General features: G+C 37.7%; 23 protein-coding genes. All 23 read right to left on the bottom strand.

The window, feature by feature from the left end; translation table 11 throughout:
* Positions 1 to 34: 34 nt before the first annotated feature.
* The 23 genes from AC2CGN_RS01165 to fliR all read right to left on the bottom strand — a co-directional run bounded on the left by AC2CGN_RS01165 (position 35) and on the right by fliR (position 23,784).
* Positions 35 to 1,741, bottom strand: a complete 1,707-nt coding sequence (locus tag AC2CGN_RS01165; protein WP_484511636.1) for a proline--tRNA ligase — start codon at positions 1,739 to 1,741, stop codon at positions 35 to 37.
* A gap of 470 nt (positions 1,742 to 2,211) precedes the next feature.
* Positions 2,212 to 3,471 carry an RIP metalloprotease RseP gene (gene rseP / locus AC2CGN_RS01160; RefSeq protein WP_429980620.1) on the bottom strand — a complete coding sequence of 420 codons (1,260 nt, stop codon included), beginning with the start codon at positions 3,469 to 3,471 and terminating at the stop codon, positions 2,212 to 2,214.
* Positions 3,472 to 3,517: 46 nt separating this feature from the next.
* Positions 3,518 to 4,663: a 1-deoxy-D-xylulose-5-phosphate reductoisomerase gene (gene dxr / locus AC2CGN_RS01155; RefSeq protein ID WP_429980619.1), complete on the bottom strand. Its 1,146-nt coding sequence runs from the start codon at positions 4,661 to 4,663 to the stop codon at positions 3,518 to 3,520.
* Between the two features lie 72 nt (positions 4,664 to 4,735).
* Positions 4,736 to 5,527, bottom strand: coding sequence for a phosphatidate cytidylyltransferase (locus tag AC2CGN_RS01150; RefSeq protein WP_286925853.1), 792 nt, complete (start codon positions 5,525 to 5,527; stop codon positions 4,736 to 4,738).
* Complete coding sequence (uppS, locus tag AC2CGN_RS01145; RefSeq protein ID WP_286925852.1) at positions 5,524 to 6,318, bottom strand: undecaprenyl pyrophosphate synthase; 795 nt, start codon at positions 6,316 to 6,318, stop codon at positions 5,524 to 5,526. Before uppS ends, AC2CGN_RS01150 begins: the two co-directional genes overlap by 4 nt.
* A 372-nt stretch (positions 6,319 to 6,690) precedes the next feature.
* Complete coding sequence (frr, locus tag AC2CGN_RS01140; protein ID WP_283871188.1) at positions 6,691 to 7,248, bottom strand: ribosome recycling factor; 558 nt, start codon at positions 7,246 to 7,248, stop codon at positions 6,691 to 6,693.
* Complete coding sequence (gene pyrH / locus AC2CGN_RS01135) at positions 7,248 to 7,973, bottom strand: UMP kinase (RefSeq protein ID WP_283871187.1); 726 nt, start codon at positions 7,971 to 7,973, stop codon at positions 7,248 to 7,250. Before pyrH ends, frr begins: the two co-directional genes overlap by 1 nt.
* Positions 7,974 to 8,186: 213 nt before the next feature.
* Positions 8,187 to 9,074, bottom strand: coding sequence for a translation elongation factor Ts (gene tsf, locus AC2CGN_RS01130; protein ID WP_484511632.1), 888 nt, complete (start codon positions 9,072 to 9,074; stop codon positions 8,187 to 8,189).
* 102 nt (positions 9,075 to 9,176) lie between these two features.
* Positions 9,177 to 9,896 (bottom strand): 30S ribosomal protein S2, encoded by a 720-nt coding sequence (gene rpsB, locus AC2CGN_RS01125; protein ID WP_004269262.1) that lies wholly within the window; start codon positions 9,894 to 9,896, stop codon positions 9,177 to 9,179.
* Positions 9,897 to 10,052: 156 nt separating this feature from the next.
* Positions 10,053 to 10,625: a hypothetical protein gene (locus tag AC2CGN_RS01120; protein WP_484511629.1), complete on the bottom strand. Its 573-nt coding sequence runs from the start codon at positions 10,623 to 10,625 to the stop codon at positions 10,053 to 10,055.
* 9 nt (positions 10,626 to 10,634) lie between these two features.
* On the bottom strand, positions 10,635 to 10,940 hold the full coding sequence (locus AC2CGN_RS01115; RefSeq protein WP_286926828.1) for an RNA polymerase subunit sigma: 306 nt from the start codon (positions 10,938 to 10,940) through the stop codon (positions 10,635 to 10,637).
* A 37-nt stretch (positions 10,941 to 10,977) separates the two neighbouring features.
* Positions 10,978 to 11,748, bottom strand: coding sequence for a FliA/WhiG family RNA polymerase sigma factor (locus AC2CGN_RS01110; RefSeq protein WP_283871183.1), 771 nt, complete (start codon positions 11,746 to 11,748; stop codon positions 10,978 to 10,980).
* A 482-nt stretch (positions 11,749 to 12,230) separates the two neighbouring features.
* Positions 12,231 to 12,602 carry a hypothetical protein gene (locus AC2CGN_RS01105; RefSeq protein WP_484511626.1) on the bottom strand — a complete coding sequence of 124 codons (372 nt, stop codon included), beginning with the start codon at positions 12,600 to 12,602 and terminating at the stop codon, positions 12,231 to 12,233.
* Complete coding sequence (locus AC2CGN_RS01100; protein ID WP_286926830.1) at positions 12,602 to 13,105, bottom strand: chemotaxis protein CheD; 504 nt, start codon at positions 13,103 to 13,105, stop codon at positions 12,602 to 12,604. Before AC2CGN_RS01100 ends, AC2CGN_RS01105 begins: the two co-directional genes overlap by 1 nt.
* A complete protein-coding gene (locus AC2CGN_RS01095; RefSeq protein WP_283871181.1) occupies positions 13,106 to 13,738 on the bottom strand; it encodes a chemotaxis protein CheC in 633 nt (210 codons plus the stop codon).
* Between the two features lie 9 nt (positions 13,739 to 13,747).
* The gene (locus AC2CGN_RS01090) at positions 13,748 to 14,194 is read right to left on the bottom strand and encodes a chemotaxis protein CheW (RefSeq protein WP_054770637.1); all 447 of its coding nucleotides are present in this window, start codon (positions 14,192 to 14,194) and stop codon (positions 13,748 to 13,750) included.
* A gap of 31 nt (positions 14,195 to 14,225) precedes the next feature.
* Positions 14,226 to 16,625, bottom strand: coding sequence for a chemotaxis protein CheW (locus tag AC2CGN_RS01085; RefSeq protein ID WP_484511623.1), 2,400 nt, complete (start codon positions 16,623 to 16,625; stop codon positions 14,226 to 14,228).
* 15 nt (positions 16,626 to 16,640) lie between these two features.
* Positions 16,641 to 17,795, bottom strand: a complete 1,155-nt coding sequence (locus AC2CGN_RS01080; protein ID WP_286926832.1) for a protein-glutamate methylesterase/protein-glutamine glutaminase — start codon at positions 17,793 to 17,795, stop codon at positions 16,641 to 16,643.
* Positions 17,796 to 18,671, bottom strand: a complete 876-nt coding sequence (locus tag AC2CGN_RS01075) for a MinD/ParA family protein (RefSeq protein WP_286926833.1) — start codon at positions 18,669 to 18,671, stop codon at positions 17,796 to 17,798.
* On the bottom strand, positions 18,668 to 19,864 hold the full coding sequence (gene flhF, locus AC2CGN_RS01070; protein ID WP_283871177.1) for a flagellar biosynthesis GTPase FlhF: 1,197 nt from the start codon (positions 19,862 to 19,864) through the stop codon (positions 18,668 to 18,670). Before flhF ends, AC2CGN_RS01075 begins: the two co-directional genes overlap by 4 nt.
* Positions 19,861 to 21,894 carry a flagellar biosynthesis protein FlhA gene (gene flhA / locus AC2CGN_RS01065; RefSeq protein WP_054770636.1) on the bottom strand — a complete coding sequence of 678 codons (2,034 nt, stop codon included), beginning with the start codon at positions 21,892 to 21,894 and terminating at the stop codon, positions 19,861 to 19,863. The genes flhF and flhA overlap by 4 nt, the downstream gene beginning before the upstream one ends.
* Before the next feature lie 23 nt (positions 21,895 to 21,917).
* A complete protein-coding gene (gene flhB, locus AC2CGN_RS01060; protein WP_283871176.1) occupies positions 21,918 to 23,006 on the bottom strand; it encodes a flagellar biosynthesis protein FlhB in 1,089 nt (362 codons plus the stop codon).
* Between the two features lies 1 nt (position 23,007).
* Positions 23,008 to 23,784, bottom strand: coding sequence for a flagellar biosynthetic protein FliR (gene fliR, locus AC2CGN_RS01055; protein ID WP_484511618.1), 777 nt, complete (start codon positions 23,782 to 23,784; stop codon positions 23,008 to 23,010).
* Positions 23,785 to 23,788 lie beyond the last annotated feature (4 nt).

Below are 23,788 nucleotides of genomic sequence, written 5' to 3'. Positions count from 1 at the left end.
GCCTCTATTGGTAGGATTTACACCTTTGTTTAAATTAGTTTTTACGGAAAAATTCATTTAAGCGATCAATAACCTCTTCTTTTTTCCATTCAAATGTTTCACCTGTTTGACGGAACTTGACTTCAACGATACCTTCAGTTGCTTTTTTACCAACTGTTACACGCACAGGTAATCCAATTAAATCTGCATCAGCAAATTTAACCCCAGCGCGCTCAGCACGATCATCCAAAAGCACATCAAAGCGGTAGGACTTTAATAAGCCATATAGCTCATCTGCTAGGGCTACCTGTGCTTCATCCTTTGTATTTACAGGTACAACATGAATATCATATGGCGCTAGTTGAGTTGGCCAAACGAAACCATTCTCATCTTGGAATTGCTCAGCCACAGCAGCTAAAATACGTGAAACACCAATACCATAGCAGCCCATAATAAATGGCTGTGCCTTCCCTTGCTCGTCTAAGAAAGTACCATTCATTTTTGCAGAATAAGTAGTCCCTAATTTGAAAATATGACCAACCTCTATGCCTTCTGCAAATTTGATAATACCTTGTCCATCTGGTGATGGATCACCCTCTTGAATAAAGCGAATATCTAAATAATTATTAACTGCAAAATCACGCTCTGGATTTACATTGATTAAGTGGAACCCATCCTCATTTGCACCCGCTACTCCATTACGGATAGACTTTATTGCATTATCTGCAACAACCTTGACATCTACTGGTAATTTAACTGGACCGATAGAACCCACTCCGCAGCTTAATAGGTCTTGGATTGCTGCTTCACTAGCAAGTTCAACTGAGCCAGCCTCTAGAGCATTTTTCAGTTTGATATCGTTTATTTCATGATCGCCTCGTGCAAGTACAACTACTAATTCACCATCTACATCAAATACTAATGATTTAATCACATTTGAAGCTTCAATATTTAAGAAAGCAGATACTTCCTCAATTGTTTTTTGATCCGGTGTTGCTACTTTTTCAAGGTCTTTTAATGCTTCGTCTGATGCTTGATAATCTACTACTACTTCTGCCATTTCAATGTTCGCAGCATAATCAGATGTGTCAGAGTAGGCAATTGTATCCTCACCAATTTCTGATAATACCATGAATTCATGTGTACCCTTCCCACCGATGGAACCAGCATCCGCAATAACCGCACGATAATTTAAACCTAGACGAGAGAAAATATTAGAGTATGCTCGATACATATCATCATATGTTTCATCTAAGCTTTCACGTGATGCATGGAATGAATAAGCATCTTTCATAATAAACTCTCTACCTCGTAATAATCCAAAGCGAGGACGTTTTTCATCACGGAATTTTGTTTGAATTTGATATAGGGTTAACGGTAATTTTTTATAAGATTTAATTTCATCACGTACAAGAGTCGTAATGACCTCTTCATGAGTAGGTCCTAATGCAAAGTCACGATCATGACGATCTTTCAAGCGCATTAATTCTGGACCGTATTTTTCCCAACGGCCAGACTCCTGCCACAGCTCCGCAGATTGTAATGCAGGCATTAACAGTTCGATAGAGTTAATGGCTTCCATTTCTTCGCGAATAATATTTTCAATTTTTGATAATACACGTTTTGCAAGCGGTAAATACGAGTATACCCCACTTGTATTTTGACGAATAAACCCTGCACGTAGTAATTGCTTATGTGATTTTACATCTGCATCAGCAGGTACTTCACGTAGCGTTGGGATAAATGTTTTACTTTGCTTCATTCAGTGTTCCACCTTTTTTCATCAATTTCGCCTTGGCGTAATTACGTCCGGATTTTGAATTGTGCTCAGGCCTGCACGAGAGCGGTCATTTCGGTAATGACACAGGACGTGGCGTTTTTAACGATGCAGGTCAGTTAGCCGTTTTCGCAGGATGCGAAGATTTTAGGCTAACATCCTTATATATATTTCTTTGAAAATCCGTGACATCCGCCAGAGGCTTTATCTTCATTCAGCAGATGTTTAGTCACCTACTGAAAAGAACCAAAACCGCATTCATCTCACCACTTGTAGAGGTGGAAGTCTTCTGCTGAATGAAGATAAATATGTTTATACTCTAATTAGCATAAACAAATTTAGCTTTGAACGCAATGTTTCAAATAAATTGCGCTCAAAGCTATGTTTTTCATCCATATTTGCCTTGACGTAACAATTACGTATAGGCACAATGTCAAAACGTTAACCTTTCTTCACTAAAAGAAGAATCGTTGGATATCATTCCATGTGACGACAACCATTAAGATCATTAATAGAACGATCCCTACAAAATGGACCATACCTTCTTTTTGACGATCAATTGGCTTACCTCTTACTGCCTCAAAGCCAAAGAATAATAGGCGACCACCATCAAGAGCAGGAAGTGGTAATAAATTCATGATGCCTAGATTAATACTCAACATGGCTGCAAAATTCATTAAAGCAAAGATTCCCCATGTGGCAACAGTCTCTGTCGTTTTGTAAATTCCAACAGGTCCTGATAGTGCATCAATTGTAAATTGACCAGTAATAAGCATTCCCAGTAATTCAAATATACGCATTGTCATCTTATATGTTTCTTGAGCACCATAGACGACAGCTTTTAACGGGTTGTGGACTTTTGGGCTTGTCACTCCAATTTGACCATATGTCTCACCGTTCTCTTCTTTCACTTCTTTTACTGTCATCGTAAGATTTTCCATTGTTCCTTCTCGCTCAACTGTAACATTAATCGTCTTACCAGGTCGACTTTGTACAATGGAAACTAAATCCTGCCACGTCTCAACAGCATGTCCATCTATTGATTTCACCCTGTCACCTGCGAGCATGCCCGCCTGTGCCGCTGGGTGATTTTCTACTACTTCAGTAATAATCGGCTCATTTGTAGGTACACCATTTAATAAACCAATCATTAAATAAATAAAAAATGCTAATATAAAGTTAAACAATGGTCCCGCAAAGATTGTCATGGCACGCTGTCCCACTGTTTTAGCGTTAAATTGACGGTCATATGGTGCGATTAATGTTTCTTTTCCATTTTCGACCAGAATACAATCCCTTGTCACACTATAACGTACTAAATTCTCTTCTTCATCATAGCCTTCAATAAATAAATCCTTTTCTAAATCAGCTCGTTCAACTTCTAAAAATAATAAGTCTGGTAACTGCTTATTATTTTGATTGAAAATAATTTTTTTAACACGATTATCTTCATCAACAACAAGCCCTACACGGTATCCAGGTGACAATTCAGTACCATCCATGTCATCACCAGCCATACGAACGTAACCACCAATTGGTAAAAGTCGTACCGTATAGATTGTTTCACCATGTGTTTTTCCATAAATTTTTGGACCCATACCGATAGCAAATTCACGAACCATAATTCCTGCGCGTTTCGCAAACAGGAAGTGACCAAGTTCATGGAAGAATACGAGCAGGCCAAATATTAATATAAATGCAATGGCTGTTTGCATAATACCCCACCTTTAAAAGTGAATAGTTAACGTAATCTTACTTTTGTTATTTTACCATGTCTAACACTGTTTTTCTTGTTTCACCGTCTACCTGTAAAATTGTCTGTAAATCTGGCACTAAAATATTGTTATGTGCCTGCATCACACGCTCGATTGTTTCATCGATTTCTAGGAATGTTATTTTCCCTTGTAAAAAGGCTGCAACTGCCGCCTCATTTGCTGCATTCATTGCTGTCAATATCGTACCACCAGTACGCCCGGCCTCATAGGCAAGACGCAACGCTGGATAGCGCTCGAAATCCATTTCTTGAAAATGCAACTGACCAATCTGTGCTAAATTGAGTCGTTGTCCGTTATGCAACGGCATACGATCAGGATAGCTTAAGGCATACTGGATAGGCACACGCATATCTGGAGTACCAAGCTGTGCAATGACACTAGTATCATGATACTCAACTAGAGAGTGAATAATACTTTCTCTATGTAAAAGTACATCAATTTTATCATAAGGCATATCAAATAGGACATGTGCTTCTATGACTTCTAGCCCTTTATTCATCATTGTAGCCGAATCTATGGTAATCTTCGCACCCATTGACCAGTTTGGATGATTGAGTGCATCGGCAACGGTTACATGCTTTAATTCCGCACGTGATTTATCACGGAAGCTACCACCAGAGGCTGTAATGATTAAACGTTCAACATTTTTTGGATTTTCGCCATTCATTGACTGAAAGATGGCGGAATGCTCACTATCAACTGGCAAAATTTTAGCATTGTATTTCTTTGCCTCTGCCATCACTAAATGGCCAGCCGTTACAAGTGTTTCCTTATTAGCAATGGCAACTGTTTTTCCCATTCGAATTGCGGCTAATGTCGACTCTAGACCAACACTACCAAGAACAGCATTAACAAGAACAGTAGAATCAGGATGTGTAGCCACCTCAACAAGTCCCTTTTCTCCAAATGAGAATTGGATTTGAGGATACTCTTTCGCTAATGTCTGTGCATCCTCTTCTAGCTGAACAGATACCAACTCTGGCTTCAACGTTTCAATCATTTCACGCGTTTTTTCGATATTCTTCCCTGAAGAAAATGCAACTAGCTGAAAATCATTACGCTGTTCCTTTAAGATATCATAGGTTTGCCAACCAATGGACCCAGTTGCACCAAGTAAACTAATTTTTTTCACGACAAATTGTCCCCTTTTTCTCTCTAACAAATGAAAAACTACATTACCATTCAACTAGATGGCTTTAATTCCTTAAAAATGCAAAAAGTGTAATAGCGGCACTACAAATAATAGACTATCAAAGCGATCTAAAATTCCGCCATGCCCAGGTAATATAGTTCCTGAATCCTTCACATCAAAATGACGCTTTATGGCAGATTCTACTAAATCACCCATTTGCCCGATGATGGATGCAAAAATGGTGATGAAAATAAGTGAGATGTAGCCATTGGCAAATGGGTAGATTGCCTGCATCCCTACAGCAAAGATTACTGCAATTACAATTCCGCCTATAAACCCTTCTATCGTTTTTTTCGGTGAAATTTCTGGCCATAGCTTATTTTTACCTAGCTTTCTTCCAACAAAATATGCTCCTGAGTCAGTCGTCCAAACAATTAGTAAACAATAGACAACATATACAAGCCCTTCATTTCTTGTCTCAACTAAATAATGGAAGCCAAGGCCCACGTAAAACGCACCTAATAAAATAAAACCCACTTCATCAAATGTGATTTTATTTTTTACAAGAACGACATATATCAGCAATAGCATAACGATGCCATACACAACCATTAAATTAGAGGAGTAGCCAATTGCATCTACTACCTTATCTGACCAGCCGTTAGGTATAACAAGTAACAGTAAAATAAGTAGCCCTAAAATACCAGGCACTGAAAAAAGTGAAATACCTTTCATTTTCAGTATTTCATAAAAGCCGACAACAGCCATTGCAAGCACTAGTAGAGTAAATGGTGCATTTCCATAAATAACAAATGGAATAAAAAGCGCAGCTGCAATTATTGCTGTGATGATTCTTTGTTTCAAGTTGTTTCTTCTCCCTTCAACCCACCGTAACGGCGATTACGTTTCTGATAATTTTCCACCGCTTCCAATAAGGTTTCCTCGCTAAAATCTGGCCACAATGTATCTGTAAACCAAAATTCTGTATAGGCGAGCTGCCATAGCATAAAGTTACTTAATCGTACCTCACCGCTTGTACGAATTAATAAATCCGGCTCTGGTAAATGAGCTGTCATCAAATGAGATGTTAAACATTCTTCTGTTATATCTTGTAATGTTAATTGTCCATCTTGCACTTTTTGAAGCATCGTTTTCATTGCATTGACCATTTCAGAACGACTTCCATAATTCAAGGCAAAATTTAAAATTAACCCTGTATTATGCTTCGTTTCCTCCATCGCCTCAAACAATGCTTTCTGTGTATGTGCGGGCAATAAAGCAGGATCTCCAATCATTTCCACACGTACATTACGTTCCATCATTTCGGGTAAAAAGGACCCTAAAAATTCAACAGGTAGACGCATAAGAAAATCGACTTCTGTTTTTGGACGCTTCCAGTTTTCTGTAGAGAACGCATACACTGTTAGAACCTTAATTCCAAGATCTGACGCAAATCTAGTGACTTTTCGTACCGTCTTCATACCTTCATGGTGCCCGGCAACACGTGGCATCGCGCGTTTTTTTGCCCACCGTCCATTTCCGTCCATAATAATCGCAACATGGGCAGGAATTGGCTCGCTTTTAGCAAGGGCAACACGTTCCCCCAATGATAGTGTATCCATATTTATTTGTTTACCTAATAGCTTTTTAAACATGCTAACTCCCCCACTACAACTAATCGGACGTATACTAACCTATCATAACAAACAAAAGCATGTTTTGTCTTTTTTTTCCCTCTAAATTGACTATGTAGGAACAAGCTTCATTTAGAACTACTTACAAAGTAAGGTTTTTTAATGCAATCCTCACCTATGTGTCCGTTTCAAGTAAAGATCAGTTCTTCTTAATCTAAAAAGAAAGCAAAAATAGATGAAAGGTATTCACTCTAAAACAATTAAAGCTTGAATGTATAAAATTCCATTACTCTGATACATATAGATTTAATTGTAAAGAGAAAAGACGTCCTGATATATATAGGACGCCTTCATCTCCTCAAAAAGTTCCATCTAGATATGTAAAGCGTCTGCTTACACCTCTAGAATTTCTTTTTCTTTTTCTTTCGCTACTTGATCAACTTTTACAATGAATTCATCTGTTAATTTTTGAATATCTTCACCGTAGCCACGAAGATCATCCTCTGTGATTTCGCCAGCTTTTTCAAGTTTTTTTAGATCGTCATTGGCATCACGACGAACGTTACGTACAGCGATTTTTGCATCCTCTGCCTCTTTTTTCACTTGCTTCACAAGATCCTTACGACGCTCTTCTGTTAAAGCAGGAATCATTAAACGGATGACAGAGCCATCATTTGATGGTGTAATACCAATATCTGATTTCATAATTGCTTTTTCGATCTCACCTAGAATTGTTTTATCATATGGTGTAATCACTAATAAACGAGCTTCTGGTACAGATACACCTGCAAGCTGATTAATCGGGGTTGGTGCACCATAATAATCAACCGTAATGCGGTCTAATAAAGATGCGTTTGCACGTCCTGCACGGATTGATGATAATTCACGACTGAAAGCTGCGATTGTTTTGTTCATTTTTTCTTTAGCTTGTTCTAATACTTGTTTAGCCATTATGCATTCCTCCTAACAACTGTTCCAATTTTCTCGCCTAGTACGGCACGTTTAATATTACCTTGTTCTGTAATTGAGAAGACAATTAACGGAATATCGTTATCCATACATAAAGTAGAAGCTGTTGAATCCATTACCTGTAAGCCTTGTTGAATAACGTCTAAGTATGTGAGTGTATCGTATTTAATGGCAGTTGTATCTACTTTTGGATCTGCAGAATAAACACCATCTACATTATTTTTAGCCATTAAAATCGCATCTGCATCGATTTCTGCTGCACGTAATGCTGCAGTTGTATCAGTTGAGAAGAACGGGTTACCTGTACCTGCTGCAAAAATAACCACACGTTTTTTCTCTAAATGACGAACTGCCTTACGACGAATATATGGTTCTGCTACTTGTGTCATCACGATAGAAGATTGAACACGTGTTTCAATGCCTAATTTTTCAAGTGCATCTTGTAATGCTAAAGAATTCATAACCGTTGCCAGCATTCCCATATAATCGGCTGCCGCACGATCCATTCCCATTTCACTACCGATTTTTCCACGCCATATATTACCGCCACCTACAACAACAGCAACTTCTACATCAAGATCTACTACTTCTTTTACTTCCTCTGCAACAGCCTTGATTATTTTTGGTGATAAACCGAAGCCCGCTTCTCCTGCTAACGCTTCACCACTTAATTTTATAACTACTCGTTTATATTGTGGCACACTCATTGTAAACCTCCGTCAGACTTTATTTAAAACATCTCTATTCCCTTTTCCATTATAGTATATATTACAATAATTACTAGTTGTGAATAAGGCAGAATAGAAAATTATATCCTTCTTTTCGCTCTCTTCGGAAAAATAGGGAACACGTTAAATTGTGTTCCCCATTTTTTGTCTAGAAAATCTAGATATTATTTGATTAGGATCAAATGCAGCTAATTAGTTACCTTTAACTTGGCTCATAACTTCTTCAGCGAAGTTATCTTCACGTTTTTCGATACCTTCACCTACAGCGTAGCGTACGAAACCATTTACTGAACCACCAGTTGATGCAACGAAATCACGCACTTTTTGGTCAGAGTTTTTAACGAATGTTTGGTCAAGTAAACAAACATCCTCGAAATATTTACCAAGACGACCTTCCACCATTTTAGCAACGATGTTTTCTGGTTTACCTTCGTTAAGTGCCTGTTCAGTTAATATTTTACGCTCGCGTTCAACCTCTTCAGCAGAAACTTCATCGCGAGAAACATAAGTTGGGTTGATTGCTGCGATATGCATAGCAACATCTTTTGCAGCAGAAGCATCTGTAGAACCTTCTAAAGTTACTAATACACCAATACGACCACCCATGTGTAAGTAAGAACCGAATGCATCAGCATCAGATTTTGTTTTCACTTCGAAACGACGAAGTGTGATTTTTTCACCAATTGTTGCAACTGCTGTTGAAATTTGATCAACAATTTTTACACCTTCAGCATTTGTAAGCTCTAATGCAGCTTCAACTGATGCTGGTTTAGCAGCAAGTAATTGTTTTGCTAAAGAAGCAACTAATACTTGGAATTTATCGTTTTTTGCAACGAAGTCTGTTTCAGCGTTTACTTCTAGGATGATTGCTTCGTTACCTTGTTCTAAAATATAAGTTGTACCTTCTGCAGCGATACGGTCAGCTTTTTTAGCAGCTGAAGATAGACCTTTCTCACGTAGGAAATCGATTGCAGCTTCTAGATCACCATCAGTTTGTACTAGCGCTTTTTTACAATCCATCATACCAGCGCCAGTTTTTTCGCGTAATTCTTTTACTAATTGTGCAGTAATGTTTGCCATTTAGTGTTTCCTCCTCAAATTGGTTGAACATAGTTTTAATGATAGGTTCTAAAAAAGGTGATAAGGGTTTTGAGCCACTTATCACCTTTTTGTAAACGTGAATTACTCAGCAGCAGCTTCTACAGCTGGAGCTTCCTCTTCACCTTGTTTTGACTCGATTAAAGCGTCAGCCATTTTAGCAGTTAAAAGTTTAACAGCGCGAATAGCATCATCATTAGCAGGGATTACGTAGTCGATTTCATCTGGATCACAGTTTGTATCAACAATACCTACTAGAGGGATGTTTAATTTACGAGCTTCAGCAACAGCAATACGTTCTTTACGTGGGTCAACCACGAACATTACGTCTGGAAGATCGTGCATATCACGGATACCGCCTAAGAATTTAATTAGACGCTCGTGTTCTTTTTTAAGTTGGATTACTTCTTTTTTAGGAAGAACTTCGAAAGTACCTTCTTCTTCCATTTTTTCGATTTGTTTCATACGTGCAACACGTTTTTGAATTGTACCGAAGTTAGTAAGAGTACCACCTAACCAACGTTGGTTGATGTAGTAGTTGCCTGAACGTTCAGCTTCATCTTTGATCGCTTCTTGTGCTTGTTTTTTCGTACCAACGAAAAGAACTTTACCACCGTCTTGACCAACTTGACGCATGAAGTCATAAGCTTCCTCTAATTTTTTAACAGTTTTTTGTAAGTCGATGATGTAGATCCCGTTACGTTCTACGAAGATATATTTCTTCATTTTTGGGTTCCAACGACGAGTTTGGTGACCGAAATGTACACCAGCTTCAAGTAATTGTTTCATAGAAATTACTGACATGTGAATTTCCTCCTAGTATGTTTGGTTTTTATCCTCCGCATTTATCTTCTGCAACAAGCTACCCTAATCTTAGAGCACCACTTACTACATCAAAATGCGTGTGTAGTAATAACACCATTTGCAACTATATCATAGCTTTACCCTATTCGCAACTGTTTAGCCATGAAATTTCAATAAAAGCTCGATTTCTGTCTTGCCTTTTTGGAGTTGTTTTGCAATTTCCTCTGGTGTTTTTCCTTGCTTCGCTAATTCAATGGCTTGTTGCTCCATTGTGAGTACCTTTGGTTGTTCCTTTTCTACCTCATTAGCCATACTATCAGATTGTGCTGTTTTTGAAACAGACTGTTGCTGGCGTGAATAAGCACTCGCAACAATATTTTTAGGTATATATTTTCGTGAATCAGTTTCTAAATTAGTAGATTCTTGTTCTTTTTTCATTTTTTCAGTAAGCGGCTCTTGCACTTTCTGAATGACAATTTTTTCAGCCTGCTGGATAGCATTTACATTCAATTCCGAATTTGAAACGCTGTGTAGTTCTTGTATTAAACGATCATTCTCATCTTTCATATCTGCCAAATAGACACTAATTGTATCATCCATTTCGCGCATTAAACGTTCCTGTTTCTTTTCTAAATCTTTAAATTTAGCTAGTTTCGTATTTAAAATAATAAGGAAGTAAAACGAAAGCAACTGTAAGAAAAATAGAATCGTAATTAGTATGGTTGCCATAGTAAACTCCTATCCACTAAAATCCACAAAATTTCCTTTAAACGGATGTCGTGCCTGTTTTTCTTGATTGTCACTTTTTTTCTTTTTTTTGCGTGTTCCCTTAATGTACTCACCACCCGCTTCTTCATCTTCACTAATTTCATCCATACCCTCTGAAGTATTCACAATTTTTTGCTTGCGATCTATTTCTTTTTTTAATGCTTCATTTGCATGTGCTTGTTGAGCCAAGGTTTGCTGCTGTGCCTGATCTGCCATTTTCCCTGCCTCAAACGTTTTTGGAATAGCAATTTGTAACTCGACACCCTTTAAACTCATTGGAATTCCTCCCTTAATGTTATGTATCTAATCATCATTAGGCATTAATCATTTCACTAGATAATAACTTTCGTAGCTTCAAAAGCGCCTTTGAGTGAATTTGTGAAATACGTGAAGTTGATAAATCAAGCATTTCACCGATTTCTGTTAAGGTCAATTCCTCTGTATAAAATAAACTAAGCACCAATTGTTCCTTTTCATTCAACTTTTGAATATTTTCCGCTAAATCACCCAATAATTCTGATTTAATGATAACCTGCTCAGGTGTTTTTGTTGTATCATCCCTAATAACAAATGACTTCCCATCCGTTTCTTCCTGATCTTGTTGTTCGTTAATAGAAAGGACATTCGAAAAGAAATGCTCCTGTACAGTTTGATAGACTTCCTCTACTGGTAATTCCAAATTTTCAGCAAGCTCCTCAGGTGTTACATGACGCATATATTTTTGTTCTAACCGTTCAATTTGCGCATCTAATTTTTTAGCTTTTTCACGAGCAGAACGCGGCAACCAATCTTCTTTCCGTAAACCATCTATAATTGCTCCTCTTACTCTAAAAGAAGCGTATGTATCAAATTTCAAATCTCTCTTAATATCAAATTTATTTAATGCATCAAATAGACCTACCATGCCTAAGCTAGTTAGATCATCTCGAGATACATTTTTCGGTAAGCTCGCACCAATGCGTTGTACATGATAAGATACTAGTGAAATATATTTTTTGATAAGCAAATCCCCAGCATCTGGATCACGGTCATCTATCCAACGGTTCCACAGCTTTTGTTCATCGTTTAGATTTGGTTGTGTCATGAAATCCACCTCTCTTAAGAAAACGCCTTTACCGCGCCTATTCGTTTAGAAAAACACTAAACTTCACTGTTGTGAGCCGCCAAGATCAATTTCGCCTTGGCGTAATTGCATCTGGATTTTAAATTGTGCCTAGGCCTGGGAGTCTTCTGTATCTGCTGCTGCCGCTACGCTTACGCGCATAAAACATCTGCCGCTATGCTTTCGATACAAAAAACACTTCCTGAATGCAGATAAAGTGATTACCATTCTTTCCTACATTATAGCAAGATTCGACCATAATTTCATTTGTTTCTCCCACTCTCTCACATATTGTTTAAATTTATGAGTGTCCATAATTTAATGAATTACTAGGTATTTAACTTAGTTACTATAGCTGGTGAATTTTATGAAAATGTTTCTAAAGAGGTTAATATAACTTGGTACTCCTCAAAGCATTTACGATAACAAAAAAAGAGCCGCAACTCGCGACCCCCTTATTTATTTTATGCATTTACTTGCTGATGGTCTTCACGGCTCATCATCGTTCGTACAACTTGCGCAATTTCTTCTGAGCTTTCATCCTGAAATTCAACAGTTGAGCTAGCAGAAGATCCTTCTTGTTCGCCTTCATTATGCTCATCGGATACGTTTTCTTCCAACTCACCTTCACCCATTGCTTCGTTATCTTCTGGTGTATATAAAATATAGGCAATTAAAAAACGAATTATATACATTGCGAAAAACACGATTATGGCTACTATAAATGATCCTATAAGAATACGTAGTGGCGTAAGGGGTTTTTGAAATGTACTGAAAAAATAAATCGAAAAGGCAATTAGCGCTCCCCATAGGTTGTAAAAAATAGAACCAAACATTATATTTCGCTCACTCCTTGGTTAACTGTTCGAATATGTAATGTTGACGTTGCTGGATTAAATTCAATTGTTCTACCACTATTACCACCAGTGTCTTCTGCAACTAATGGAATGCCATGGCGTTTCAACTCACGTTTGACAGCCTCAACATTACGTGGACCAATGCGCATCGAGTCTTTATCTGAGGTGAATTGGAACATCTGTGCACCACCCGCAATTTTTGCCTTTAGCTTGAATTTTTGTACGCCCTCTATTTTTAATAAGTCAATCATAGCTGAAATACCTGTATCAGCGAATTTGGCTACGTTTATTGACTCCTGTCTACCTAAACTTGAATCTGGCAACATCACATGTATTAAACCAGCAATTTTTTTTGATTCATCATATAAAATAACACCTACACAAGATCCAAGACCTGATGTTCTGATAGTGTTGGGTAACTTTACCACATCCATTTGTGCAATTCCAACTTTAATCACTAGCCCACTACTATTTAGCATCATCTACGAAACTCCTAATGCTTTGAAAATAGCATCAAATGAGTCTGGATCGGGCAATAGGAAAAAGTGGCCCCTTACTGTTTCGTGGTCCTCTACCCCGTCTTCAAAAATGGATGTGTTTATGACGATAACATTATCGCTTACGTGTGACAATTCAATTAAGCCAATACTGATAATAGCACCAAACATATCAACGCTTAGTCCTGGAACAGTCGGATAAATTTTCAAATTTGTAAAGTCAGATAATGCGGATAAATAGGAACCTGATAAAATATTCCCCATTTCCTGCATGGCTGATAACCCTAGCTCTGAAACTGGTCGCTTTTTAAAGTCGAATGATTCATCATGAATAAGACGACGAATAAAACGATTCGCTTGTTCGATTGGCAAGATAAAGAACATACTGCCTTCAGCATCACCTTCGATGCGTAGATAGATGCCAACTACAACATTTTCAGATCCACCAGCAAGCTCCATCATGTCATTAAACGACACCATTTCTACCTTTGGTACTCGCATATCAATTTTTTTTCCGAGTAAATTGGAAAGTGCTGTCGCAGCATGCGCAGCACCAATATTCCCAATTTCCTTTAATACATCTAAATGTAGTGATGTAATCTTTTGATTAAGTGTCATTATCGATCCCTACTTTAGTGGATTTAGTACTTTCTCTAAATGCAATAAAATTAATAATCGTTTATCAATTTTAGCTACTCCTGAAATAAACTCTTCTTCAAGCGATCCGACTACTTCTGGTTGTGGTTCAATTGAATTTGCAGGAATGTCTAATACATCATTTGCAGAGTCTACGACGAAGCCTACTTCCATATCTTCTAAGGAAATAATGATAATACGCGTTGTTTCTTCGTGCTCAGAAATTGGTAATTCAAATCTTTCTCGTAAATCAACAATTGGTGTTACAACACCACGAAGGTTAATGACACCTTTCACATATTTCGCCGTTTTTGGTACACGTGTAATATGCATTAATTTTTCAATCCCTTGCACATGTGACACTGGGATTGCATATTCTTTATCGGCTAATTGAAAGACAATTACTTTAATACTTTCTTGTTCCACTGCGTTTGTCATGATCTACACCTCTCTTATTCATTCACCTTACTTATTTTATAAGTGCGTTACAGTCCACAATTAAGGCTACTTTTCCGTTACCTAAAATTGTTGCACCTGAAATAGCAAAGATATTCGTTAAGTAATTGCCTAATGACTTCAGTACAATCTCTTGTTGGCCAATGAATGAATCCACAACTAAACCAGCAAGTTTCTCACCTTTTCGTACGATGACTACTGAATGGAATTCATCATCCTGCTGCTCTTTACGAGGTACTTCGAAGATTTCTTCTAAGAACACAAGCGGGACAACCTTCCCACGGAAGTCAATTACTTTTTGATTATGCGCATTCATAATCTCTGATGAACGGATAATAGAAGTTTCAATTATTGATGAAAGTGGAATAGCATAAATCTCTTTTTCAATCTCTACCAGCATGACCGAGATAATCGATAATGTTAGAGGTAGTTGAATTGAGAAGATTGATCCTACATCTTGTGTAGATTCAATCGAAATATTTCCACCTAAAGATTCAATGGTTGTTTTCACAACGTCTAATCCAACGCCTCGCCCAGAAACATCCGAAATGACATCAGCTGTTGAGAACCCAGATGCTAAAATTAACTCGTTAATTTGCTTATCTGACATTGAATAGGATTGCTCTTGCGTGACAACACCTTTAGATATTGCTTTTGCTAATACTTTATCACGGTTAATCCCTGCGCCATCATCCTCAATTTCAATAAAGACATAGTTACCACTATGATATGCACGTAGTACAACGGTCCCTTCTTCTGGCTTTCCTTTAGCACGACGCGCAGTAGGATTTTCAATACCATGGTCCACAGAATTTCGAATTAAATGAACAAGCGGATCACCTATTTCATCGATAACCGTACGATCTAGCTCTGTTTCAGCACCAATAATTTCGAGGTTAATTTTCTTGTTTAGATCACGAGATAACTGACGAATCATTTTCGGGAAGCGATTGAATACTGTTTCAACCGGAACCATACGCATCGTTAAAATAATAGTTTGTAAGTCACCCATGACGCGGCTCATACGTTCCACTGTTTCATTTAACTCTCCATGGTTAACTTCAGTTGCAATAGACTGTAGTCGTCCTCGATCGATAACAAGTTCTTCAAATAAGTTCATTAATATATCAAGTCGCTCGATATTTACACGAATTGTTTTATTACCAACAGGCGCATGATTTTTTTCAGCCTTAGCAGGCGCCGCTGCTTTTGCAGGTGTAGGTTTTGCAGTATTTGTTTTTGGTGCAGTAGCAGGTTGAACCTCAACTTCTACCGTTGCTGTTGCCACTACTTCTTGAATTGCTTGTTCTTTTGCACTATGTTGCTTTAGTTCGATAATTGCGACAATCACTTCTTCGACTTCAGAAACTTTCATAATCTTTTTCCGCATATCTTCAGCAGATTCTTTTGTTACGAAAGCTACGTAAAATTGTTGGTCGAACTGTTCGTCTTCAAGCTTATCTACAGATGGAGTTGATTTAATGACATCCCCATCTTTTTCTAATATTTCAAACACCATAAATACACGTGCTGCTTTCAAAAGACAGTCCTCACGTAATTTCACTGAAATTTCGAATGCATTGAAACCTTGTTCAGCAGATTGTGAAATAACGGTTTGTTCAAAGCCGTCATACTCTAACACACTTGCTACATCAGTAGTTGGTGTCTCAATAGTTGCGACAATCACTTCTTCAACTTCTGAAACGCTCATAATCTTTTTCTGCATATCTTCAGCAGATTCTTTCGTTACGAAAGCTACGTAAAATTGTTGGTCGAACTGTCCGTCTTCAAGCTTTTCTACTGATGGATTTGCTTTAATAACTTCCCCATCTTTTTCTAAAATCTCGAACACCATAAATACTCGTGCCGCTTTTAAAAGACAGTCCTCACGTAATTTGACTGAAATTTCGAATGCATTAAAACCTTGTTCAGTAGATTGAGCAATAACTGTTTGTTCAAAGCTGTCATACTCTAACACACTTGCTACAGCTGTAGCTGGTGTCTCAGTAGTTACTACTTCAGGAATCGCTTCCTCACCTAATTCAATACGCTTTAATTGAGCAACGGTTGAAGATACATCTCGCTTTCCATCTCCACCATTTGCAATGTCCATCACCATTTCTTCTAAATGATCTACAGACTCAAAGACAACATCTAGAATTTCCGGTGATACGTGAATTTTTTCGTTACGGATTGCATCTAATACGTTCTCCATTTTATGCGTTAAATCTGCTAAATCCTCGAAGCCCATCGTTGCAGACATACCTTTTAATGTATGTGCCGAACGGAAAATCTCCCCAACAATCGCCAAATCTTCCGGATTTTTTTCTAATTCTAATAAATGTTCACTACATGCTTGTAAATGCTCTTTACTTTCTTCAATAAACATCTCTAAATATTGATTTACTTCCATAAGAGGACACCCCTTTTAAGGCAAATATTTCATTATTGTTTGTGCAATATCATCTACATCTGCAACTTCATCAACAAGCTGCGTCTCTACTGCTGCTTTTGGCATTCCATATACAATGCAAGTTTCAGCTGACTCAGCGATAGCAATTACATTGCCAGTACTTTTTAGTACCTTTAGTCCATTTGAGCCATCTTGCCCCATACCTGTCATAATCACTGCTACCTTATCAAAATCCTTCCATTGACTCACATCTTCAAACATCACATCTACAGAAGGTCGATGTCCGGATCTAGGTGGTTCATTACTATCTAGAACGATGCCAAAGGAGGTACCTACTTTTCGAAGTTTTAGATGGTACCCACCAGGTGCTATATAGGCTACTCCATTTTGGAGAATATCACCTTGTTCGGCTTCTTTTACAGTAATTTCACTCAATTGATCAAGGCGAGTCGCAAGTGATTTTGTAAACCCAGCCGGCATATGCTGGACGATTAAAATCGGTGCTTGAATTGTTTTAGGAATTTTCGTAATGACTTCCTGTAACGCTCTTGGTCCGCCAGTAGAAGTACCAATCAATACAATTTTCCTACCTATTTTATTCCACTCCATACGTGATCTTGATAGCTCTACTCTTGTTGGAGAAATATTAACAGGAGAGCCTATCTTTCCTTCATTTGGTGAATCTTTTCTTATGGTACTCACGTTTAATGCCGGTTCTTGTTGTCTTTTACTACCAGAAGGTTTCTTTAATTTTGAAATAGGTACCAATGATGCTTGTTCAACCTTGTGGACAAGTTCAGTTTGGATTTTATGTAAATCAAGAGAAATTGTTCCGCTCGGCTTAGCGACAAAATCCACTGCTCCAAATTCAATTGCTGATAAGGCATTTTCAGCACCTCGTTGTGTTGTACTAGAAAGCATCACCACAGGTACTGGACATATTGTCATTATTTCTTTTAAAGCATCAAGTCCATTCATTTCAGGCATCTCAATATCCATTGTCACAACTGTCGGCCTCAATGATTGAATTTTTTTTATCGCGTCTTTCCCATTTCGTGCAGTTCCAACTACTTCAACCTTCGAATTACCAACAAAAAAGTCACTAATTAGCTTTCTCATAAAAGCAGAATCATCAACTACCAATAGCTTGCTTTTATGTAAAAAGTCCAATTAATCACGCCCTTTCGAAAAAATACTTCTTAATTTAGTTAAGAATTTACTCGCTGACTGATCATGTGCGTGAACTTCCTCCACACGGTGTTCCATAAAACGAGCCACTATTAGTTGAAGTGTCTTCGAAATAAGTGCGTCCGGATAAGCAAGTGAAAAAGGTACTTGCTCGCGCACAGCCTTACGCACAACAGCATCCTCAGGTAATGATCCTAAAACAGTAACTTCTTTGTCCAAAAAACGTTTCATGGTCTGCTTTAATCGTTCATTGGTCTCCATTCCTTCTTCCTTACTAAAAGCACGGTTACAGAGAATATAAAACTGTTTATCCATATCCCTTACATGAATATATTTCATCATCGAATAGGCGTCTGTAATAGAAGTTGGTTCAGCTGTTGAAATAACAATAATCTCATCGATTGACGTCAGTAATTCTAATGACCAGCTTGTCGCTCCTGCCCCCATATCAAATAAAATATAATCAAAGTTTTTTTGTAGTTGCTCAAATGCATGTATAAGTCGTTCAAGCAACACTTCCGACCATTCTAGGACACTCGACATACCAGAACCACCGGAAATATACTTTAAACCGTAAGGACCCTCAAATACCACTTCATCTAGTAACTTATTTCCTTCCAAGTAATCTTTTAAACTAAAAGAAACATTTTTTCCAATTAAGATATTGATATTCCCCATACCTATATCCATATCAATGATTGCAACTTTTTTCCCTCTATTCGCCAGCATAGTTGCAAAATTCATTGTGAAGTTACTTTTACCTACCCCACCTTTGCCACTTACAACAGCAATTGCTCTACCTAAATCACCTTGCCGTCTTAGCATTTTCAAGCGTAATGTTTCAGCTTGGTCTCTCATTTTTCTTCACCTTGGAAAAACAAATTAAGCACTGCTTCTAGATTAGCTTCTTCAATATCTTCTGGTACTTCTTGACCATTCGTATAGTAAGCAAGTCCTTTATTATATTTAATCATTAAATTAATCATTGTGCCAATAGAATTTGTTTCATCTAGCTTTGTAAAAATGAATTTTTCAATTGGTAATTGCTTAAATTGCTCGATAATGTTTGCCATGTCCTTCTCTTTTGTTGTCATAGCAAGGACTAAGAAGGATTCTGCTTGATCATCAAATTTTATTAGACGTTGCAAATCATTAACATATTTTACTTCTTTATAATTTCTCCCTGCTGTATCGATAAATACTAAATCTAAATGAGCTAAACGTTGAACGGCCTGTTCAAAGTCTGTTGCATTATAGGCAATCTCGACAGGTGCCTGTAAAAGTCCTGCATATGTTTTCAATTGCTCAATTGCTGCAATTCTGTAAGTATCAGTTGTAATAAATCCTATTTTTTTCTTTTTCTCTAAAACTGCCCTAGCAGCCATTTTTGCAATAGTTGTTGTTTTGCCAACACCTGTAGGACCAAGTACATTAATATATTTTCTTTCATAGGATATTCCTCCTATCGGAAAATCCTCTAGCCTTTTACGTAATAAATTTTTTGTTATCAGCTTGCATTGTGAAAAATTAATTTCTGATGCTTCTCTAAAATGCATAAAAAGCTCATCACCAATCTCCGTGATGAGCTCTTCACTTAGCTCCTGCTGTCTTAAGTATTCAATGAAGGGGAAGAGTTCATCGGGATATTGAGCTTGGGTTGTCTTTTTATGCATAGACTGCATTAAAGATTTTAAATCTGCAATTTCCTTCCTCAATTCATCAGGTATGCCTGTGTCTTCAAGTAAAGACACATCCTGCTGCGGCTGTCCTTGGTGTATTTTGGCTTGCACAGCATGAGTAATTTCTTGTAAACTTACATTTTCTTTTTTAGGCTGTATTACTGGTACTTCGGCAGGTTTTGGAGCCAAGTCCTTTGGCTCCATTGAATCGATACCTGCCACCACCTCAAAACTTTTCTTTTTAAGAATCCCGAAAAATTTCTTTGTGATTACTACTTTTGAATTCAGAATGACAGCGTCCTCACCTAACTCAGCACGCACAAGCTTCATAGCCTCTGGTATGGAAGATGCATAATATTTTTTCATTTTCATTCTACATTCACCACTCCAACACTTTGAATTTCAACCGTAGCATCAAGTTCGTTATAGGATAGAACTGGAATTTGCGGGAAGTAACGCTCTGTTAGCTGACGCAGGTACATACGAACCGCTGGAGAGCATAATATTATAGCTGACTGCTCCATAAAGGAAACACGTTCTATTTCTGCTGCAATGGATTCCAGGACAATTTGGGAATCTTGTGGATCCATCGCCAAGTAATTACCGTGATCGGTTTGCTGAATACTATCAGCAATCATTTTCTCTACTTTACCCGAAACAGTAATAACCTTCAATGATGAACCGTCCCCAACAAATTGTGAAGTAATCTGACGCGCCAAAGATTGACGCACATACTCCGTTAATAAATCCGTATCGCTAGTTAATTTTGCATAATCAGCTAGTGTTTCAAAGATAATTGGTAGATTGCGGACAGAAACATTTTCTCGGAGTAATTTACCCAACACTTTTTGAATTTCCCCTGTTGATAATGGAGCAGGTGTCAATTCTTCTACTAAAATTGGATGTGTCTCGCGTAAATGATCGATTAGCTGCTTTGTCTCTTGTCGACCAAGTAACTCATATGCATTGGCACGGATCATTTCTGTTAGATGTGTTGAAACAACACTCGGTGGATCAACTACTGTATAGCCAAACATTTCAGCATCTTCTTTCACTTGCTCAGTTATCCATTTAGCTGGTAAGCCGAATGAAGGCTCGACTGTATCAATGCCCTCAATAGAATCATCGTCTCCTGGACTCATCGCTAAATAATGATCAAGCAACAGTTCACCACGTGCCATTTCATTACCCTTAATTTTAATTCGATATTCATTTGGTTGTAATTGAATGTTGTCCCGAATACGTACAACAGGAATAACAATTCCTAATTCTAAGGCTAACTGACGACGAATCATAATGACTCGGTCTAATAAATCTCCACCTTGTGCAGCATCTACTAAAGGTATTAGACCATAGCCAAATTCAAATTCAATAGGGTCCACATTTAATAAATTCACAACATTTTCAGGGCTCTTCATACCGTCAGTTGCCACTTCTTCCTCAATTTCAAGTAATTCTTCTTCATCTTCTGGTTTCTTACGTTCCATCATATATGCACCAGCAATTAGTGAGATACCAATTGGAAGTGTAACCCAGTTCGGAATAGGTGTAAATAACCCTAGTAATACAATTGTACCGCCCGCAACATAGAGCAGTTTTGCCTGTGCAAAGAGCTGACCTGTAATATCTTGTCCAAGACTTCCTTTAGAGGATGCACGTGTTACAACAATACCTGTTGCTGTAGAAATTAATAGCGCAGGAATTTGAGATACAATACCGTCACCAACAGTTAACTTAGAAAAGTGAGTTGCTGCTTCTGCAAATGGAAGCTTCATCTGCACAACACCGATGATAATCCCAAATAATAGGTTGATAATAACCATTACCATAGAGGCAATGGCATCCCCTTTAACAAATTTTGTGGCACCATCCATTGCTCCGTAGAAATCCGCTTCACCCGATACTTTATCACGTCGTTCACGTGCTTCTCGCTCAGAAATAATTCCTGCATTTAAGTCAGCATCAATACTCATTTGTTTACCAGGCATCGCATCCAGTGTGAATCGTGCTGCTACCTCAGCTACACGCTCAGCTCCTTTAGTGATAACGATAAACTGAATTAACACAAGAATTAAGAATACAACTAACCCAACAAGAACATTCCCGCCGACTACGAAATCACCAAAGGTTTCAACAACAGCACCAGCATCTCCGTTTGCCAAGATGGCACGTGTTGTTGATACACTCAGTCCGAGTCGGAACAAGGTTAACAGTAAAATAACGGAAGGAAATATTGAAAAATCTAATGCTTCCTTCATACTCATTGCTGTTAAAAGTACGATTAATCCCAATGTAATATTAATGACGATTAAGAAACTTAACATCCACGGAGGAAGAGGGATGATGAGCATCGCAACGATTAAAATAACCGCACCTAAAACCCCTATATCGCGAACTTTCATTTGTGTCCCTCCTACTTAAAACTTTAAATTTTCCGCTTAATTCGATATACATAAGCAAGCACTTCTGCCACTGCTTTGAAAAACTCTTCTGGTACTTGATCGCCAATTTCTACCTGATCATACATTGCTCGTGCTAATGGTCTATTTTCAACCATAATGACATCATGTTCTTTTGCAATCAGCTTAATCTTTTGAGCGATAAAGTCTGTCCCCTTCGCCACAACGCGTGGAGCATCCATACTATTCTCATCATATTTGAGGGCAATTGCATAGTGCGTAGGGTTTGTAATGACAACATCCGCGCTAGGAATTTCTGACATCATACGACGCATCGCCATTTCACGTTGACGCTGTTTGATTTTTGATTTAATTAGCGGGTCACCCTCACTATTTTTATATTCATCTTTAATATCTTGCTTAGACATTTTAAGATTTTTTTCGTAATCATGTTTTTGATACATCCAATCTAAAATGGATACACAAAGTAGAACGAGGGAAGCTGCAATTCCCATGATTCCAACAAGCTTGCCCACTGTAATCAGTGTAATTCCAGGGCTTTTAAAGGATAATGCCAAAACTTCTGGCAAATTCGTCCATACAATAATGGTCGTAACGCCACCAATAAAACCAATCTTTAATACGGATTTAATCAGCTCTACAATGGCCTTAACTGAGAATATTTTTTTTAATCCCTTGATTGGATCCATCTTCGTTAAATCAAATTTCATCGGCTCTAAAGTAAATAAAAAACCGAATTGTAAAAAGTTACCCGCTAAGGCTCCTACAAAGGCTATTGCCATTATTGGAACAACGATAAAAGCCATTTGTACTAAAGTTTCTGTAAAAAGGCGTATGACACTATCAATTGTAAGTGTTTCTACGCGTATATTATGGATAAAGGTTTGTCTAAAAAAAGCCAATAAATCGTCTCGCATTGAGCCTGCGAAGAAGAATAAAAAGATAAAGACCATGAGCATGACAATAGCACTGGAAATATCCTGACTTTTAACAACCTGACCCTTTTTACGAGCATCTTGGCGTTTTTTAGGTGTTGCCTTCTCCGTCTTTTCTCCGGAAAAATATTGTAAATCTAAGTCTAGTAGTAGCTTCATTTTACCCACCACCTAAAATTGCCATAAAATCTCGCATTGCATAGATCATGATACTGATCAGTTTTTGGATAACCTGAATCATAACAGCCATCATTGTAAATAACACTAAAAAACTTACACCTATTTTAATAGGAAAACCGACTACAAAAATATTTAATTGTGGAACAGTTTTAGCAGTAATACCGAGGGCCAAATCAACTAAAAATAATGTTGCGACTACAGGTGCAGCCATTTGAAAGGCTATGGCAAAAACAGCCGTAAATGTTGTTATAATAAATGTAATATAATTGTCACTTGAGAAATCAGGAAATCCTTGATCCATCGGTAAAAATTGATAACTGTAATGGATGCCATCAAGAATCATATGATGTCCATTAATCGCTAATAGTAAGAGCATTGCTAACATATTAAAAAATTGCCCAATTAAAGGACTTTGTGCCCCCGTTTGCGGGTCAATAATATTGGCGATAGCAAACCCCATTTGAAAATCAATAAAGCTTCCGGCTATTTGAATTGCCGACATGATGATATAGCCAACAAGTCCGAGTAACAGTCCAATGAGGGCTTCTTTCATCACTAACAGTATGTAATCACCATTAAAGGCAAATGGCTCAACGTCTATCGTATAATACATCATCCAAGCTAAAACGAGTGCGAGAGTTATTTTGACTTGTGCCGGAATCGTTCTGTACGAGAAGAAAGGAACTGTAACAAAAAATGCCGATACACGTACAAGTACTAACAAGAAAACCGTGAAGTGCGGAATTAATTCATTCATCTAC

The organism is Lysinibacillus sp. DFXJR4 (assembly GCF_057196045.1).
This window is presented reverse-complemented; position numbering and strand designations above follow the sequence as displayed.

What these genes read in the sequence shown, in the direction of transcription:
- AC2CGN_RS01165 (WP_484511636.1), bottom strand. Translation starts at nt 1,741, where the DNA reads ATGAAGCAAAGTAAAACATTTATCCCAACGCTACGTGAAGTACCTGCT.
- rseP (WP_429980620.1), bottom strand. Translation starts at nt 3,471, where the DNA reads ATGCAAACAGCCATTGCATTTATATTAATATTTGGCCTGCTCGTATTC.
- uppS (WP_286925852.1), bottom strand. Translation starts at nt 6,318, where the DNA reads ATGTTTAAAAAGCTATTAGGTAAACAAATAAATATGGATACACTATCA.
- frr (WP_283871188.1), bottom strand. Translation starts at nt 7,248, where the DNA reads ATGGCTAAACAAGTATTAGAACAAGCTAAAGAAAAAATGAACAAAACA.
- pyrH (WP_283871187.1), bottom strand. Translation starts at nt 7,973, where the DNA reads ATGAGTGTGCCACAATATAAACGAGTAGTTATAAAATTAAGTGGTGAA.
- tsf (WP_484511632.1), bottom strand. Translation starts at nt 9,074, where the DNA reads ATGGCAAACATTACTGCACAATTAGTAAAAGAATTACGCGAAAAAACT.
- rpsB (WP_004269262.1), bottom strand. Translation starts at nt 9,896, where the DNA reads ATGTCAGTAATTTCTATGAAACAATTACTTGAAGCTGGTGTACATTTC.
- AC2CGN_RS01120 (WP_484511629.1), bottom strand. Translation starts at nt 10,625, where the DNA reads ATGGCAACCATACTAATTACGATTCTATTTTTCTTACAGTTGCTTTCG.
- AC2CGN_RS01115 (WP_286926828.1), bottom strand. Translation starts at nt 10,940, where the DNA reads ATGAGTTTAAAGGGTGTCGAGTTACAAATTGCTATTCCAAAAACGTTT.
- AC2CGN_RS01110 (WP_283871183.1), bottom strand. Translation starts at nt 11,748, where the DNA reads ATGACACAACCAAATCTAAACGATGAACAAAAGCTGTGGAACCGTTGG.
- AC2CGN_RS01105 (WP_484511626.1), bottom strand. Translation starts at nt 12,602, where the DNA reads ATGTTTGGTTCTATTTTTTACAACCTATGGGGAGCGCTAATTGCCTTT.
- AC2CGN_RS01100 (WP_286926830.1), bottom strand. Translation starts at nt 13,105, where the DNA reads ATGATGCTAAATAGTAGTGGGCTAGTGATTAAAGTTGGAATTGCACAA.
- AC2CGN_RS01095 (WP_283871181.1), bottom strand. Translation starts at nt 13,738, where the DNA reads ATGACACTTAATCAAAAGATTACATCACTACATTTAGATGTATTAAAG.
- AC2CGN_RS01090 (WP_054770637.1), bottom strand. Translation starts at nt 14,194, where the DNA reads ATGACAAACGCAGTGGAACAAGAAAGTATTAAAGTAATTGTCTTTCAA.
- AC2CGN_RS01085 (WP_484511623.1), bottom strand. Translation starts at nt 16,625, where the DNA reads ATGGAAGTAAATCAATATTTAGAGATGTTTATTGAAGAAAGTAAAGAG.
- AC2CGN_RS01075 (WP_286926833.1), bottom strand. Translation starts at nt 18,671, where the DNA reads ATGAGAGACCAAGCTGAAACATTACGCTTGAAAATGCTAAGACGGCAA.
- flhF (WP_283871177.1), bottom strand. Translation starts at nt 19,864, where the DNA reads ATGAAAATGAAAAAATATTATGCATCTTCCATACCAGAGGCTATGAAG.
- flhA (WP_054770636.1), bottom strand. Translation starts at nt 21,894, where the DNA reads ATGAAAGTTCGCGATATAGGGGTTTTAGGTGCGGTTATTTTAATCGTT.
- flhB (WP_283871176.1), bottom strand. Translation starts at nt 23,006, where the DNA reads ATGAAGCTACTACTAGACTTAGATTTACAATATTTTTCCGGAGAAAAG.
- fliR (WP_484511618.1), bottom strand. Translation starts at nt 23,784, where the DNA reads ATGAATGAATTAATTCCGCACTTCACGGTTTTCTTGTTAGTACTTGTA.